The organism is Streptomyces sp. NPDC005820 (assembly GCF_040630255.1).
Lineage (GTDB): Bacteria > Actinomycetota > Actinomycetes > Streptomycetales > Streptomycetaceae > Streptomyces.
In genome coordinates this window covers 60,288-76,712 of sequence record NZ_JBEXXE010000039.1, presented here as the reverse complement: position 1 = coordinate 76,712, position 16,425 = coordinate 60,288, and the positions used below count along the sequence as shown (strand labels likewise).

Here is a 16,425-nt window from a genome sequence, read left to right as displayed (position 1 = left end):
TCATCGCCGTCCCCCGAGCCGACACCACGGGGCCGCCGACAGCGGACAGCACGGGAGCCCGGCACTGTGACCCGGTGCCGTTCGCGGGTGCCTCCGGCGATACGGCAGCGCAGTCGTCGACGGCCGGCCCCGCTCCGGGGCGGCGGCCGACACCCGCTGGGGGATTCCCCGGTGCCGTGCCGCCGGGGACACCACGGCGGCACGGCGCCGACGACGCCGGCCTCTTCGGCGGCAACCGGAACCCGGCCCCACGGGACGGCCGGTGTTCCGAGCCGCCGCACGGGTCCGGCTCTCGCCCTGTTCACCGGCGGGCTCCGTTCAGCGTGCCCTCCCAACCGTCCCGCTGCTTCCCGCCGCGCGCCGGAGCCGACCGGTCCGGCGGTGCGGAACGCCATGGCCTCTCCTCCCCGACCTCGGCCCGGCCACGGCCTTCCTCGCCACCGGCGGTCGCCGCCGCCTCTTAGCATCATGTGACAAAGGAGTCCTCATGCCTCACGACGACCGGGACGTCAGCGTGGTGGTCCCCCCTCCGACGGCTGCACTGCAGGACACCACCGAGGGGCCCGCCGCGCCGCCCGCCACGCCGGAGATCGAGGCACCGGCGCTGCAGAGGGTGGGCCGGGACTATCTCGCATGGCTGATGATCGCCAGTTTCGGCGGCGCCCTGGCCCTCATGGTCCCCCTCTCCTACTCGCTGGCCGTGCGGATCTCGGACCTCGCGCCGGGGCACGAGGAGCGGCTCGGGTACGTCACCGGGTCCGCCCAGTTCGCCTACCTGGTCCTCAGCCCGCTGATCGGTCTCTGGAGCGACCGGACACGTTCCCGCCTCGGCCGTCGCACGCCCTTCATGATCGGCGGCGCGCTCCTCGGCACCGTCGCGCTCGCCGGGGTCGCGCTCGCGCCGTCGGTCCCTCTGCTGGGCCTGGCGTGGGTCTTCGGCATGATCGGCTGGTCCACGGCCGGACAGGCGATCCAGAACGTCCAGGCGGACCGCGTGCCCGAGGAGCAGCGCGGCCGGGTCTCGGCCCTGACCAGCGCCATGACCCAGATCGCCCCGGTGCTGGGTATCGGTCTCGCCTACGGGGTGGCCTCCAGCACGTTCCTGGTGTTCCTGGTCCCGGGTGTCCTGGGTGCCGCCATGGTGATGCTGTTCCCGGTGTTCAGGCCCGAGGGCGACTCCCGCGCACTCGTGCACACCAGCGGCGTGACCGTGCGGAGCATGGTCACCAGCTACGGTTTCAACCCGCGCAGATACCCGGACTTCGGCTGGAACTGGCTCGGCCGCTTCGTCTTCTTCATGGGCCTGTACTTCAACACGACCTTCGGGACGTTCTTCTACGCGCAGCGACTCGACCTGCCGGTCAAGGAGGTCGCCGGGATCGTGGCGGTCATCGGGACCATCGGCGTGGTGGCCGCGTCGGGCGGCGCCATCGGGGGCGGCCTGCTGTCCGACAAGCTCGGCCGGCGCAAGCTGTTCACCCTGATCGGTTCCACGGTGTTCGTGGCCGGTGCCGTCGCCGAGGCGTTCGCCCACTCGATGCCCCAGCTGATCGTCGGCGCGGTGCTGATGCAGTTCGCCATCGCGGTGTTCAGCGCCGTCGACCAGGCCATCGTGTTCGCCGTCCTGCCGGACCGGGCAGAGGCGGGCCGCTACCTCGCGGTCGTCGCCTTCTCGCAGAAGATCCCCAGCGCCGTCGCCCCGCTGATCGCCCCGTTCGTCATCACGGTCGGGGTCGGCGAGGGCGGCGAGAAGAACTACACCGTGCTCTATCTGATCGGCGCCGTCCTGGCGCTGGTCGGCGGCCTCGTCGTCAAGTTCAAGGTCAAGTCGGTCCGGTAGCGCGGCATCCGGGCCGGCTTCCCGGAATGCGTCACATTCCACCGAGAATCGAGAGGCACAGCATGCACAACGCACCGTACGGCCTGGGCATCGACAGCGGCGGTGACACCTTCCCGGTGTCGGGGTCCGCGCCCCGGCTGTCGTGGAAGCCGTCACCGGACGCGGTGGACCCGGTGGCGTACGAGGTGGAGTGCACCATTGACGGAGCGGCGCTGCCCGCCGTGACCACCGCCGTCGGCGGGCACCGGTTCCTCCCCTGGCCGTGGGCGGCTCTGTCCAGCGGCCGGCGGGTGGCCTGGCGGGTCCGGGCGCTCGGCGGCGACGGCTCGCCGTGGTCTCCGTGGCACACCTTCGAGTCGGGTCTTCTCGCCGCCGACTGGGAGGCGCGCTGGATCAGCCCCGTCGAGTCGGGCGATCCCGGATACGGCAGACGGCCCGCATACATCCTGTCCACCCGGTTCGAGGCACGGGCCGGGGTGCGCTCGGCACGGCTGTACGCGACTGCGCTCGGGGTGTACGAGGCGTACCTCAACGGCGAGCGGGCCGGCACGGCCGAACTCTCGCCGGGGTCCACCTCCTACGACCGCACGCTCTACGCCCAGGCCTGCGACGTCACCGCAGCCGTCGCGACGGGTGGCAACCGCATCGAGATCGTGCTGTCCGACGGCTGGTACCGGGGGCAGGTGGGAGCCTTCCGGCTCCCGGCCGGCTGGGGCACGACGACCGGCGCGCGGGCCGAACTGCACATCGTCTACGAGGACGGCGCTCGCCAGGTCGTCCGTACCGACGGAACGTGGACGAGCGCGGAGTCCGCCATCACCAGGGCCGACCTCATGGACGGGCAGACCACCGACTTCCGGCTGCGGCCCGGGGCCGGCGGGCCCGTTCTCGTCGATCGGGTGGAAGCGCCCGCGATCGACTGGTCGCCGGCGCCGCCGGTGCGTGTGATCGAGTCACGCCCGGCGCAGTCCGTGGCACGGCTCGAAGACGGTGTGTGGATCGCCGACTTCGGCCAGAACGCCTCCGGCCGGATCGCCCTGGGCGACCTCGGCCCGGCCGGCACCCGCACGGTCGTCGACTACGGCGAGCACCTCGGCCCCGACGGCGACCTGACGACCGTCCACCTCGACTCCGCCCGTCCCGGCCAGGCCCCTCTTCCCTTCGTCCAGCGCGACGAGGTCGTCTCCGCGGGAGGCGGCGGCGAGATGTTCGAACCGCGCCACACCGTGCACGGCTTCCAGTACGCGCGCATCCACCGCGACGGCGCCCCGCTCGATCCGGCGAGCGTCGTCATGCGGGTCGTCCACTCGGACCTGCGCAGCACCGGCACCTTCGCCTGCGGCCACCACGATCTCGGCCGCCTCCACGAGATCGCCGAGTGGAGCTTCCGCGGCAACGCCGTCGACGTGCCCACCGACTGCCCGACCCGCGAACGGCTCGCCTGGACCGGCGACTACCAGGTCTTCGCACCCACCGCGACACGCCTCTACGACGTCCTGGGCTTCAGCCGCAAATGGCTGCGCGCCGTCCGCGACGACCAGCTGCCCGACGGCCGGATCGCCAACTTCTCACCCGACGGACGCCGTATCAAACACCACCTCGACGACCAGTTCGCGATGATGACCGGCTCGGCCGGCTGGGGAGACGCCGTCGTCGCCGTCCCGTGGGAGCTGTACGAGTCGTACGGCGACCGGGAGATCCTCGCCGAGAACTGGGAGGCGATGGTCCGCTGGGTCGAGTGGGCCCTCACAGCCGCCCGCACCCTCCGCCACCACTCCCGCGTCGAGCGCTCGGCCGAGCCGCTGCCGCACGAGCGCCACCTGTGGGACGGCTCCTTCCACTGGGGCGAGTGGACCGAACCGAAGGAGAAGGCGGCGGACGGCACCCCGATCGACCCGGTCAAGGACGATCCCGTCGCCTGGTTCATGGCCGACAAGGGCGAGATCGGCACGGCCTTCCTGTACCGCTCGACGGCGACCCTGGCCCGTGTCGCGCGGGTACTGGACCGCACCGAGGACGCGGCCCGCTACGCGGAGCTCGCCGAGCAGGTCCGCGACGCCTGGCGCACCGAGTTCCTCTCCCCCGACGGACGTACCGCCGGCGACTCCCAGGCCGGTTACGTGCGCGCCCTGTTCCTCGGGCTCGTCCCCGACGAACTGCGCGAGGCCGCCGCCACGCGCCTGGTCGAGCTTGTCCGCGCCGCCGGCACCCATCTCACCACCGGCTTCCTCGCGACCGGTGACCTCCTTCCCGTCCTCGCCGACCACGGTCACGCCGACGTCGCCTACGAACTGCTCCTGCAGCGCACCGCGCCGTCCTGGCTGTACATGCTCGACCACGGCGCGACCACCATCTGGGAGGAGTGGGAGGGCGTCGACGACAGTGGTACGGCCCACGAGTCCCTCAACCACTACAGCAAGGGCGCGGTCGTCCGCTTCCTGCACACCCACGTCCTGGGACTGCGCCAGACGCCGGGGTCGATCGCCTGGGAGTCCTTCGAGGTCGCGCCCGTCCCGCACCCGTCCGTGCCATGGGCCCGGGGCACCCACGAGTCCCCGCAGGGAACGATCGCCGTGGAGTGGCGGACGGACGGCGACGAACTCACCGTCACGGTGGACGTCCCGCCGGCCACCACCGCACACGTCGTCTTCCCCGACGGCACGGCCGAGACCGCGGAGGCGGGCACCTTCACCGCGACGCGCCTCATGGGGAAAGGACGCTGACGGGGTCGAGGGCATCCTGAGACCCGGGGCACCGCACGCGACCGCACCCGGGCCGTGCGCATGGCGCAGGAGAGGCGGTGGCATCGCGGCGCCACCGCCCCTTCCCGCTGCGCCCGCGCCGTCGCAACGGTCCCGGGATCGCGGGATCAGTCCGGCAGGGCCTCTCCGCGGATTTCCGGAGCCAGGCGTACGAGGCCCATGGCGAGGACGAAGACGACGGCCGTGAGGCTGAGCGGGAGCGTGAGCGAACCCGCGGCGTGGATGCCGTATCCGATGAGGAAGGTGCCCGCGGCGGCGAACCACCGGGAGAAGTTGGTGGTGAACGCGAAGGCGGTGGCCCGCATCCGGGTGGGCGAAGGTCAGGCCGATGGATGACATCGGGTACGCCACCCCGTACGCGCCGACCGTTCCGACCGTTCCGACGATCATCAGCCCGAACAGGGTGGCCAGCGCACCGCGTCGGCCGAGGCGTCCGGCCAGGCCGGGCACCGCGAAACAGCCCACGACGGTGAAGGCAGCGACCGTCATCGAGGAGAGGCCGGCCAGGTGGACGGTGGTGTCGTGGCTGTAACCGGCCTGTGCCGAAAGGTTGTTCATGGCCGTCGGGACGTAGGTCGAGCCCGCCCACAGGCCGATGACGCACACGACGAGTAGCAGCAGGGTGCCGACGGTGCGGCCGCGGTACGGGGGCGTGAGGATCTCGACGACAGGCTGCCAGAACGACCGCTCGGCAGCGTCGGACTTGTCCTTCCAGCGTTCGGGCTCGGGGGTGCTGCGGCGGATGAGGAAGACGGCGAGGGCGGGGAAGCCGCCGATGAAGAACATGCCACGCCAGCCGAGTTCGGGTCCGAACAGAAGATAGACGGCGGAGACGGCGAGGACGCCGAAGTAGGCGGCCGAGTGCATCAGTCCGCCGAAGCACTCACGCACCCGCTCGGGCATGACCTCGGAGAGCTGGGTGCCGGCCATGGCCCATTCGCCGCCCACGCCGATGGCGGCGAGGAAGCGGAAGGCGTTCCACTGCCACAGGTTGGTGGAGACGCCGGCCAGGGCGGTGAAGACGCCGTACATCAGGATCGAGGCCGTCATGGCCGGCTTGCGGCCGAAGCGGTCGGCGATGGGACCCCAGATGAAGGAGCAGCCCCAGCCGAGGAGGAAGAGAGCGGCGCCGATCTGCCCGTACCAGCCGATGTTGCCGGGGGTGACCGCGACTGCGGCGCGGGGCAGCAGCTCGGTCATGGTGGGGGGCGATGGCGGCGGATGTCGTCGTGGTTTGCTCGTTGATCGTCACGGGGACCTCGATTCGGCTCCGTTCGAATGGTGACGATGTCGGGAGGCGCACGGGAGGACTGAGCGGGGTGGCGGACCGGCGGCCCGTCGTGGATCAGCCGGCGTCGGTGACGCGGGCGAGGAAGGTGGCGAGTCCGGCCTGCATGCCGGCGTAGTCGGCGGCCGGTCCGGTGGGGGTCTTGCGCAGGTGGTCGCGGACGGGTTCCAGGAGGATGTCGACGGAGCGTTTCGCCGCGCGGACCGCCGCCGGAGAGTGGGCGATGATCGAGGTGACGAGCGCGGTGACGGTGTCGTCGAGCTCGGCCTCGGGCACGTGGGTGGTGGCCAGGCCGAGCCGTACCGCCTCAGGGCCGTCGACCAGCCGTCCGGTGAACAGCAGGTCGCGGGCCGATGCGGGACCGGTGAGCAGGGCGATGCGGGCGGCGAACGTCGGCGGTACGAGGATGCCCCAGCGGGCGATGGGCATGCCCAGCGTGGCGTCGTCGGCGACGACGCGCAGGTCGCAGGCGCAGGCGAGTTGGCAGCCGGCACCCGCCGCGGTGCCGCGGATGCGCGCGACGACGGGGACCGGGAGGCGTTCGACGGCGGTGAGCGCGCTCTCCATCGCGGCGAAACTGGCGTCGATGTCGGCAGGGTCGGCGGACAGCCATTCACGCATGTCGGAACCCGCGCTGAAGAAGCTGCGGCCCGCGCCGGCGAGGACGACCGCGCGGAGCGTCGGGTCGTCGGCCAGGTCCTCGAACAGGGTGGCGAGGGCGTGCCAGTCGCGGGTGGTGAGCGCATTGGCCCGGCGTCCCGTGCCGACCCGTACGGTGGCGAGGCCGCCGTCGCGCTGGAGCCCGACCGCGGCCGAGCCGCCGGTCATCGTACGGCTCCCGTGGCCCGCAGTTCCTCGATCTCCCGGGCGCTGTAACCGGTTTCGGCGAGTACGTCCTCCGTGTGCTGGCCGAGCAGCGGCGGGGCGGTGCGGATGCGGACGGGGCTGGCGCTGAGCTTGAGGGGCGATCCGATGGTGCGCAACTCCCCTGCCGTGGGGTGATCGAGGACCGACACCATCTCGCGGGCGACGGCCTGCGGGCTGGTCAGTGCCTGTTCGACCGTGCTGATCGGAGCGCAGGGCACTCCGGCGGCGTCCAGTGCCTCGGCCCACTCGGTGCTGGTGCGGCGGGCGAGCGCCGCCTCCAGGAGCGGGATGAGTTCCCGACGATGGCGCACCCGGTCGGGGTTGGTGGCGAACCGGGGGTCGGCGGCGAGGGTGGGTTCGCCGAGCACCTCGGCGAAGGTCCGCCACAGTTTGTCGTTCCCGGCGGCGATCATCAGATGGCCGTCGGCGGTGGCCAGGGCCTGGTAGGGGACGATCGTCGGATGGGCCGAGCCGTGCGGGCCGGGGGTGTCGCCGGTGGTGAAGTAGCCGCCTGCCACGTAGGTGAGCCAGGCGAGCTGCCCGTCGAGCAGGGAGATGTCGACGTGCTGGCCGCGGCCGGTGGAGCGGCGCGCGTGCAGGGCGGCGAGGATGCCGATGGCGGCCCACATGCCGGCGCCGATGTCGGCGGTGGCGACGCCGGGGCGCATCGGAGGTCCGCCCGCTTCGCCGGTGATGCTCATCATGCCGCTCTGCGCCTGCGCGATGGCGTCGTAGCCGGGCCGTTCGGCCCAGGGGCCGGTGTGGCCGTAACCGGATATGGAGGCGTACACCAGACCCGGGTTGCGCGCCGACAGCTCCTCGTAGCCGAGGCCCAGGCGGGCGGCGGTGCCGGGGCGGAAGTTCTCCACCAGGATGTCGGAGCGGTCGGCGAGCCGCAGCACGAACTCTCGTCCGCGCTCGCTCTTGAGGTCGACGCTCACCCCGCGCTTGTTGCGGTTGGCGGACAGGAAGTAGGAGGCTTCGCCGCCCTGGAACGGCGGGCCCCACTGGCGGGTGTCGTCGCCGTCCTTGGTGTCCTCCACCTTGACGACGTCGGCGCCGAGGTCCGCCAGGACCATGGTCGCCAGCGGACCGGAGAGGATGCGGGAGAGATCGAGGACTCGGATTCCGGCGAGGGCGCCGGGAACGGCGCACCCGGAACCCGGTGCTGCGGTGGAGGTCATGCCTGATCGGTGCCTTTCTGACGCTGACGCGGCCCTGCGAATCAAATTGGATGGACCACTGGACCACTGGACCGTGGGCTAGAGTGTTCGACGAGTCCCAGCCGCTGTCAAGGGGCAGCGGTCGAGGCTCGGGGAGACCAACCGGGGAAAGGACCGCGCCGTGACGGAGTCGCTGCGCCCGCTGACACGGCCCCGCCTGTACGAACAGGTGGTCGACCGGCTACGGGAGTACGTGCAGAAGGAGCACCTCCACGCGGGCGACCGGCTGCCTCCGGAACGTGACCTCGCGGACCGGCTCGGCGTCAGCCGCACCTCGGTACGCCAGGCGATCGTCGCCCTGGAGGTCCAGGGCCTCGTCGAGGTACGGCACGGCGGCGGCACCTACCTCCTGCGCGACCGGCTGGACGCCGAACCGCTGGAGACGATGATCGACCGGCGCCGCCGGCTCCCCGACGTCCTGGACGCCCGGGACGCCCTGGAGACCAAACTCGCCTTCCTCGCCGCGGCCCGCAGGACCGAGCAGGACCTTCAGGAGATCGACGCCGCACTGACCGTCATGGCCGAGGCCATCGACCGCGGTGAGCTGGGCGTCTCCGAGGACAAACGCTTCCACGCCGCGGTCACCGCGGCCGGCCACAGCCCGCTGCTCGCCGCGTTCATGACCGAGATCTCCCTGCCCATCGCCGAGAGCAGGGAGGAGTCACTGCGCCAGCCCGGCCGGCCGGCCAAGTCCCTGGAGCAGCACCGCGCCATCGCCGAGGCCATTCGCGCGGGCGACTCCGAGGCCGCCGCCCACGCCATGCACCACCACGTGGTGACCGTCGGGCACGTCAAGCTGCTGGACTGGCAGGCCGAAGCGCTGGGCTGAACCACCGAGGAGGAGCCACCGGACCGCGCAGCCGGTCCGGCAGGACACGGCATGCGTCGCCCGAACCCCTCCATGTGGCCCCTTGCGACCATGGCGACGCGGGTCGTGTTCGGCTGGTACATGGTGCGTGGGCTCCGACGGACGAGCGCCGGAGCGCGCAGGCGTCGCCCCGGACCGGGTCGCCTTCCGGCAGGCTGGAACTTTCCTCCAGGTCCACGAGCACCGGCCGAGCCGAAGGGCTCAGGTGACACCGCGGACATCAGGTGTTCCGGCCCTCCGGCAGCTCCCGAACCGCCAGGGCATCTTCGCCCTCCGTCCCGAGGCCCGGAGCCGCCTCAACACCGGCTACATGACCTGCGCGTTCCTGGGCGGCAGTGCGGGGTCATGGCTCGGCGCCCACGCCTTCGCCGCACTGGGCTGGGGCGCCGTGTGCGGCCTCGTCGCCATCGCCGCGTGCCTGGCCTCCGCCGGGTGTCTGACGGGCCGACCGAGGCGACCAGGCGACCGGACCGGGCAACCGCAGCCCACCGGCACGGCCCGATGAGCCGGCTCAGGGTTCGGTGACGACCGCGACCGTGCTCACGCGGTCGCCCCCGTCCACCGGGCCGGAACGTGGCCCCCGCATGCGACGGTGGTTTCCGCGCGCATGCGGAACGCGGATGCTCGTCCTCGGCGCCGGCTCCCGCACGGACGGAGTGCTACCGCCCGCCGCAGGACGAGACGCTCACACCCCGGGAACACCAGGTACCGGCTTCCACCACTCGGTTCAGTGCAGTCCGGTGAGGAAGGAGGGGAGGGAGGCGGTGAGGGTGTTGCGTTCCGGCGCGGCGAACAGCGGGTCGAGGTGGTTCATGCCGTTGTCCGTCTCGTACACCGCGTACGGGATACGGGAGTTGGCGACGACCTCGCGGGCGGCCGACTCGATCGTCCCCTGCGCGTAGCTCGTCTGGAAGACGAAGAGGGGGATGTCGAGGCCGCCGCAGTGCGACAGCCGCAGGCCCAGCGAGCGGGTCAGGTCGGTGTCCGCGTAGGCGTCGGTGACGTCGAGGTCGACGGAGAGCCGGGCAGGCCAGTACCACTCCCACACGGCGGGCTCGGGGCCGCCCGCGTACGCCGTGGCGACCCGGCTGATGGGGGTGATGCCGGTGTCGACCCAGCCCCGGACGTCCCCACTGTCGGCGAGATGCCCGGAGTGGACGCTGATGTCGTTCGGCCAGCCGAAGCCGGTGTCCACCAGGACGCCCAGCAGTCCGGCGTTGGTGACGGGGACCGGGGGCCGCAGGGCGTCGGGCATCCGGGGCTGGAGGACGGAGGGCCCGCAGGGGTCGCGATGGGCGTACCAGCCGGCGAGCTGGTACCAGATCTGTGTGCTCTCCGCCCGGCTGCCGAGCCCGACCGCGCTCAGGGTCAGGTCGAAGACGGCACCGCCGTCGATGGCGGCCAGCCGTTCCTTCACCTGCTCCGGCGAGTTCTCCACCGGATCCCCGTTCCCGGCGAAGGCGCCCCTCACCCCGCCGTCGACGAGGACCAGGCCGGACAGTCCGTCGTATCCGGGGCTGCCGTCGAAGTCCCAGGCGGCATACGCCAGCGCCGTGGTGGCACCCCACGAGTGGCCGCCGAGCACGACCCGGCGCCGGCCGCCGCCGGCCGCGGCCAGCACGACGGTGCGCAGATCGGACAGGGTGCGGGCCAGGCCCCAGTGGCCCGCGAACGCCGCGGCGTCGGGGTCGAGCGAGCGGTAGTGGCCGTCCAGGTAGTAGGCGGCCGGGTCCGCGGTGACGAATCCGCTGCGGTCGGCCAGGTTCTCCTCGCGCCGGTCGAACGCCCAGACCTGCACGCCGGGCAGCTGCGCGACCAGGTCCCGGGCGAGCAGCCGGAAGTCGTTCGCGGCCCCGAACATGCCCGGTACCAGCACCAGTACGGTGTGCGCCGTGTCAGGGCCGACCTTGAGCACATGAACGCGGTCCGACCCCGCCGGACCACCGCCGGCGCCGACGGCGATCGGCACGTACGGCTCCGCGGTGCCCGCGCCCGTGGCCGCGCCGGCGGCGGCGGGGCGGGTGGACAGAGCCGGGACGGCGACACCGCCGAGGATTCCGGCCAGCACCGCCCTGCGGGACAGACCCGTCGTCATGAAGCGCTTCGTCATCGGGCACACCCGCCCACGCGCTCGCCGCTCATGGTCATGCCGTCCGTCGGGAGGTCGTACGCGCATGGGGCGGGGTTCGACCGGAACGACTGCCGGCCCGGCTCGGGCTCGTCGACGTGCGGGAAGACGAAGTCTGCGAGGCTGCCGCAGTGTTGCCTTGTGGAGGTACTCAACTCGGCCTCTTCCTTACTGGCCAGATATACGACGATTCTGCATATATGGGCTGTCCCGGAGTCGGCCGGGGCGGGTGTGGGGTGGCCCGCCCCGACCGGCGGGGGCACATGAGGAGACCGCGGTCCGGTCCGTGCCCCGCGTCTGTGTCGCTCCCGGCGTTCACACGGAGAGCGTCTCCTTGGGCGCGGTGTCGCCCTCCTCGTGTCCGCCAGGGCGCCGGCCGAGTTTCCGGGCGATCTCGGCGCGCTTGTGTTCGCGCCCAGCCTTCGCCTCGTCCTTGCGGATCCGTTCGGCGGCTTCCTCCATGGCCTTGAGTTCGGCGCGCACGCCGTCGAGGGGGCGGCGCTCCAGGACGGCGTCGTAGCGCATGGCCAGCAGGTCCAGGACCTGGGTGTCGCTCTCCTCGACCTCGGCCAGGATGATCGTGCCGCCGGGCGGGACATGGCGGACGAAGGCGTCGACGGCGGTGCCGACGTGTTCGGCCCGCCTGTAGTCGCGGCCTCCGCCGATCAGCGCGCCGACACCCCAGCCCATGAGGACGCCGAGCGGACCGGCGAGGATGCCGACCAGCGAGCCGACCAGCCCGCCGATCGCGGTACCGCGCCCGGCCGTGGTCTCCATTCCCTCGGGGACACGCACCGCGCCGTCTTCGAGGCGTTCGATCAGGACGGCGGCGCGGACCCGCGTCGTGACGGGGCTGAGGTACTTCAGGTCACTGAGGGCCTGATAGGCAGTGGCGCGGTCAGCGAAGCGCAAGGTGAGGGCGTTCTCGTTGACGGACATGAACTCTCCTTTGGTCGACCGACCCTCGCGGGGCCGTGTTCGCTGGTGGACGGCTGCGGCGCCCGGTCTTGCCGGGGCTTCCGTTTCTCTCTGTGAGACAGTATGTATCGTAGATGACTTGTGAGTCAATACGTCTCACAAGTTGGAGGGGGAAACCATGAGGGGTGGTGGAGGGTACGGGGGCTGACCGGCATACCGCGATGGCCCGCCTCCCCACGGAGGCGGGCCATCGCGGGGTTCGGGGTCCGGGGGGAAGTTCCGGCGCGCGGACACCGGGCAGCGACCGCCCCTACGGTGCCCCCTGGTCACCCGTCAGATCAGGCGGTGCCCCGGCATGTCCACAAGGGTTGTGCAGAACTGCTCCCTGGGGGTGTCCGTCCATCCGGTACCCACGGAATCCAGGTGGATCGACATGGTCGGGGAGTCCGCCGCCCTGCAGCGGTCCCACGCGGTGCCCCAGGTCTCCGACCAGGCGCGGGAACGTCACCGAGGCAGGAGACGGTCACACAGGTGAGGGTGGCGGCGCCGGCCGGGACGGCTGTGGCGATACCGCCCACGGTGGCGGCGGCGGTGGGGGCGAACGCGGCGCCCGCCGTCTGGATCCTCCGGTTGCGCCGCGCGTTCGGGCCGGTGGTCCGACGCTTGCTCATGTACCCGTATCCCATCTCTCTCTTCGCATGGGCCGGCGGCAGAACGCCGCCCGTCCGCGGTGTCACCGGGGCCCGGCGGTACCCGGGCCCCGGCAGTTCATGTACGGCGTGCGCCGGGGCAGGAGGGGATGCCGCCGACGTCGACCGACGCGGGCACAGAGCCCTTGACGACACCCCGCCGACCTGCCCAGTTGGTGTCCGAGACGGTCACGCGGTACTGCCGGCCCCGAGCCGCGTCCTCGGTCCCGCACCGGATGTTCACAGTGCGCTTCCAGGCTCGGATCGCTCACCCTCCGGGCTGCCCGGTGGCGGGAGGGTCCGACACCATTGCCGTCAGCCACGTCGTGCGCGGTCCGCGCACGAAGGCTTTCGCCATGTTGTGCCTTGAGTCCACAAGCGCCTCGGTCACATCTCAACCGACCCCGCCGGCCCGAGAGCCGCGCCGCCGCAGCACGGTGGCCGCCGACAACACGACGGACCGGGCATCCCGCATGACTGACGCACCGTCACCGCCCAGGACGGCGGTGAGCCGTCCCTCGCCCACGAAGTCCCGCCGACCGGACGATTGCGTCCCGCCGCGGCGCGGCATCGCCTCGCCCGGGACGGGGGCGCCATGGTCCCGCCCTGCTCCGCATCGCGCGCTCCCCGACCCGCCCGACAGCCGCTCCACGGTCCGCCCGTTCGACGCGCAGGCCACGGGCCACGGGCCACGACAGGACGGCACCGTGCTGCGGTGACACGCGACGCACGGCCGGCGAGAGGCAGGGTGACCGTGTCGCCGTTCACGGCGGACGTGGACCCGCCTTCGGCCGACCGCCCCGCGGGCCCGCACGGACCGATGGGCAGGCACTGCGCGGGTCTCGACGGGACTTTCCGCCCCCACCTGTGAGACGATATGTATCGTAGATTAATTATGGGTCAATACGTCTCACAAGAGCCGCGAGAGAGGTGTTCCGATGCCCCGGACCAACGACGACCCCCGCGCCCTGCGCAGCCGCGCCGCCGCCCTGACCGCCGCCACCGAACTCCTCGTCGAAGGCGGACCCGAAAACGTCACTCACGCCACCGTCGCCCGTCGCGCCGGAATCGGCCGCGCCACCGTCTACCGCCATTGGCCCGAGCAGCAGGCCCTTCTCATCGACGCACTCGCCAACGACGTCCGGCCCATGCTGACCTTCGACGACAGCCCCGTCCGCGACCAACTGGTCACCCAACTGGAGCAGTTGGCCGATCGACTGAACCAGCCGAGTGCCGTGTCGGTGATCACCACGGTCATCCAGCGGGCCGAGCGGGACAAGGACGCGCGGCGCATCCGCACGGAGATCTTCGGCACGGCCGATGAAGATTTCGCCCGGGCACTGGCCGCCGGCGCCGAACGTGGCGAACTGCGCGCCGGCGTCCAGGAGCACGCCAAGGATCTCATCGCACGCATGGTCGGGCCGCTGCTCTTCCACCGTTTCCTGGACGGCGAGCGACTCGAAAAGGACCTGGTGGTCAGCCTGGTCGACGCCGCGCTCGCACCCTGGAAGCCGCACGCGTGAATCTCCGGCGCGCTCCGCGCCGTCAGCCGCCGAACCGCGCGCGCTTCCGCAAACTCACCCCGGGCCGCGGGGCCGGACCCATCCAGCTCCGGCGACCACTCGCCGCCGGGACAGCGTGCCGCACACAAGGCGTCGACCGGCGCCACCGCGCCGTCCCCCGTCCCCGTCCGTCCCTCCGGGGCGTTGCGCGAAGGCCGGTTCGCCGACGACCTCGACCACAGGCGCCGCTCGCGTGGTGCGCGCCGGCGTCGCAGCCGCAGCCGTCGGCGCGGTCGCAGCACTCCTGCCTCGCGTCGCGGCCGTCGCGGGTCACCCACCCCCGTCGACGCCGGCCGCAGGCAGGGCGGCGGGCCGCGGCCATGCCCCGGAGACTCGGCGGCGACCGAGGGCATGACCGAGGGAAAGCGGTGCGGGTGTGTCCGCGCCATGGGCGGCAGGTAGTCGCGCCGCGCCCGCGGGCTCTGCGGCCCGGCTATGCGGCGGTCGTCCGCCGCAGCGTCGCGACCGCGCCCGAGGACTCCCACATGGCTTCCGGTGGCTCGTCCTCGGACCAGGCCGCCGTCACTTCCTCCCCGGCGCCTGCGGCGCCGCCTTCCACCACTCGCAGCCTCCCGTGTGCGGAGCCGGCCGGGAGGCGCTCCAGGACCGCGCCGTACCACAGCGCCAGCATGTCCAGGGTGTCGGTGCCCTCTTCCCGGACCTCGGCGAGGACGACCGCACCTTCGAGCGCGGTCCGTGCGATGCGGGCCGCGGCCGCCGTGTCCGGTTCCACCGCGCCGTCGGTGTCCCCGGTGACGCGCACCGAGCCGTCCTCCAGGCACTCGATCAGTACGGCGGAACGGACCTGCGCGTTCTCGGCGCTGAGGTCCTTCAGGCCGCCCAGTGCCCGGAACGCGGCGGCACGGTCGGTGAAGCGGAGAGTGATGACGTTCTCGTTCATGGACATGAGCCGTCTCCTCGGACCCTGCGGCAGGCCCCCTGGCGGACCTGCTGCTGAAGGTGCTCGATCGACAGGGCGATCACCCGGCCATCTGTGAGACAGTATGTATCGAAGATAAGTGTGAGTCAAACCGTCTCAGAGATCGTGCGAGAGAGGTGTCTCGATGCCCCGGACCCACAACGACCCCCGCGCCCGGCGCAGCCGCGCCGCCGCCCTGACCGCCGCCACCGCACTCCTCGTCGACGGCGGCCCCGAAAACGTCACCCATGCCACCGTCGCCCGTCGCGCCGGAATCGGCCGCGCCACCGTCTACCGCCACTGGCCCGACCGGCACAGCCTGCTCGTCGACGCACTCGCCGACAGCGTCCGCCCCCTGCTCACCTTCGACGACAGCCCCGTCCGCGACCAGCTGACGGACCAGATCCAGCAGCAGACCAACTGGCTCAACCAGCCCGCCTCCGCATCCATCATGGCCACCGTCTTCGAACGAGCCGAACGCGACGAGAAAGCACGGCGCATCCGCGAGGACGTGTTCGGCCGCGTCGACCGGCACTTCACGGACGCCCTCACCGCCGCCGCCCGACGCGGCGAACTCCGCCCCGGCGTCCAGTCACACTCCCGCCAGCTCATGGCCCGCATCGTCGGCCCCCTGTTCTTCCGCCGCTCCATGCTCGGCGAAAGGATCGACAAGGACACCGTGGCCGGCGAAGTCGACAGCGCCCTGGCCCCCTGGCTACCCAAGACATGACACACCAGCGGGACAACGGCCGCCCGGGACGCACGGCACGGCCTCGCCCGCTGTCTCTGACGGGTGTGGTGACGCGCCGTGTTCGCCGTGTGCGCGTTCTCCCGCACCCGCCCCTCGACGCACCGGAGGGGCCCCTCGCCGCCGCACCCGGACTCCCCGGGTGGGTGGCGTCATGACCACGACCGCCGTCGTCAACCGCAACGCCGGCACCGCTTCGCCCGAGACCGTCTCCGCCGGAGTCCGCGCCGCGGCCGGGACACCCGTCCCGCCGCTCACAGCTCGCGGCCGCCCGGGAACAGGAAGCGGATGACGAGCTCGAGATCCACCGGGCGGACCGGGGCCTGTCCGGTCAGCGGGGAGGAACACCGGACCGGCCCCGGCGGTTAGGGGCGGCCCCTGGTCCGTCAGTCGCGGTGCGACCGGACCGCGCCCTCGGGGAGGGTGCCGTCCGCGCTCAGCGAGTGCGTCGAACTCTTCGGAGTCGCCGGCCTTGCCCTCTCCGCCCGGAATGAGGGCACCGTCCATCGCCCCCCTGTATTGCACCGGTCACCCAGGCCGGCCCGCCCGGTTTCGCGAGGCGTCGCCCGTGAGGAGCGGGCCGGCGCAGCGCCATGTGCGCAGGTCGCCGGAC

12 protein-coding genes and 1 pseudogene are annotated in these 16,425 nt (G+C 72.2%); 6 read left to right on the top strand and 7 right to left on the bottom strand.

The genetic code is table 11. The features are described from left to right. Positions 1 to 487: 487 nt before the first annotated feature. Positions 488 to 1,840 carry an MFS transporter gene (locus ABZ464_RS37640; RefSeq protein WP_359285201.1) on the top strand — a complete coding sequence of 451 codons (1,353 nt, stop codon included), beginning with the start codon at positions 488 to 490 and terminating at the stop codon, positions 1,838 to 1,840. 62 nt (positions 1,841 to 1,902) lie between these two features. Continuing rightward, the gene (locus ABZ464_RS37635) at positions 1,903 to 4,563 is read left to right on the top strand and encodes a family 78 glycoside hydrolase catalytic domain (protein WP_359285198.1); all 2,661 of its coding nucleotides are present in this window, start codon (positions 1,903 to 1,905) and stop codon (positions 4,561 to 4,563) included. A gap of 146 nt (positions 4,564 to 4,709) precedes the next feature. On the opposite strand, the gene ABZ464_RS37630 is transcribed toward ABZ464_RS37635, so the two are convergent. From ABZ464_RS37630 to ABZ464_RS37615, 4 genes and pseudogenes are all read right to left on the bottom strand, one after another. Next, the gene (locus tag ABZ464_RS37630) at positions 4,710 to 4,907 is read right to left on the bottom strand and encodes a hypothetical protein (RefSeq protein WP_359285195.1); all 198 of its coding nucleotides are present in this window, start codon (positions 4,905 to 4,907) and stop codon (positions 4,710 to 4,712) included. A gap of 91 nt (positions 4,908 to 4,998) precedes the next feature. Beyond that, positions 4,999 to 5,802: pseudogene (locus ABZ464_RS37625) on the bottom strand (MFS transporter); the annotation flags it as partial. A gap of 145 nt (positions 5,803 to 5,947) precedes the next feature. Further along, positions 5,948 to 6,718, bottom strand: coding sequence for an enoyl-CoA hydratase/isomerase family protein (locus ABZ464_RS37620; RefSeq protein WP_359285193.1), 771 nt, complete (start codon positions 6,716 to 6,718; stop codon positions 5,948 to 5,950). Beyond that, entirely contained in the window at positions 6,715 to 7,941 is a 1,227-nt protein-coding gene (locus ABZ464_RS37615) for a CoA transferase (protein ID WP_359285191.1), read from the bottom strand. The genes ABZ464_RS37620 and ABZ464_RS37615 overlap by 4 nt, the downstream gene beginning before the upstream one ends. 160 nt (positions 7,942 to 8,101) lie before the next feature. Here ABZ464_RS37615 and ABZ464_RS37610 point away from each other — a divergent pair, with 160 nt between their 5' ends. Further along, positions 8,102 to 8,809, top strand: coding sequence for a FadR/GntR family transcriptional regulator (locus ABZ464_RS37610; protein WP_359285188.1), 708 nt, complete (start codon positions 8,102 to 8,104; stop codon positions 8,807 to 8,809). Between the two features lie 766 nt (positions 8,810 to 9,575). On the opposite strand, the gene ABZ464_RS37605 is transcribed toward ABZ464_RS37610, so the two are convergent. Together ABZ464_RS37605 and ABZ464_RS37600 are read right to left on the bottom strand one after the other, a co-directional pair. Next, complete coding sequence (locus tag ABZ464_RS37605; protein ID WP_359285185.1) at positions 9,576 to 10,958, bottom strand: alpha/beta hydrolase; 1,383 nt, start codon at positions 10,956 to 10,958, stop codon at positions 9,576 to 9,578. Between the two features lie 333 nt (positions 10,959 to 11,291). Continuing rightward, positions 11,292 to 11,915, bottom strand: a complete 624-nt coding sequence (locus ABZ464_RS37600; RefSeq protein ID WP_359285182.1) for a hypothetical protein — start codon at positions 11,913 to 11,915, stop codon at positions 11,292 to 11,294. A gap of 1,606 nt (positions 11,916 to 13,521) precedes the next feature. Here ABZ464_RS37600 and ABZ464_RS37595 point away from each other — a divergent pair. Then, a complete protein-coding gene (locus ABZ464_RS37595; RefSeq protein ID WP_359285179.1) occupies positions 13,522 to 14,106 on the top strand; it encodes a TetR/AcrR family transcriptional regulator in 585 nt (194 codons plus the stop codon). 472 nt (positions 14,107 to 14,578) lie between these two features. On the opposite strand, the gene ABZ464_RS37590 is transcribed toward ABZ464_RS37595, so the two are convergent. Beyond that, complete coding sequence (locus ABZ464_RS37590) at positions 14,579 to 15,052, bottom strand: hypothetical protein (RefSeq protein WP_359285176.1); 474 nt, start codon at positions 15,050 to 15,052, stop codon at positions 14,579 to 14,581. Positions 15,053 to 15,209: 157 nt separating this feature from the next. Between ABZ464_RS37590 and ABZ464_RS37585 the strand changes: the two genes are divergently transcribed. Beyond that, a complete protein-coding gene (locus tag ABZ464_RS37585) occupies positions 15,210 to 15,794 on the top strand; it encodes a TetR/AcrR family transcriptional regulator (protein WP_359285174.1) in 585 nt (194 codons plus the stop codon). Positions 15,795 to 15,966: 172 nt separating this feature from the next. Next, a complete protein-coding gene (locus tag ABZ464_RS37580) occupies positions 15,967 to 16,104 on the top strand; it encodes a hypothetical protein (RefSeq protein WP_359285172.1) in 138 nt (45 codons plus the stop codon). Positions 16,105 to 16,425: the final 321 nt, after the last annotated feature.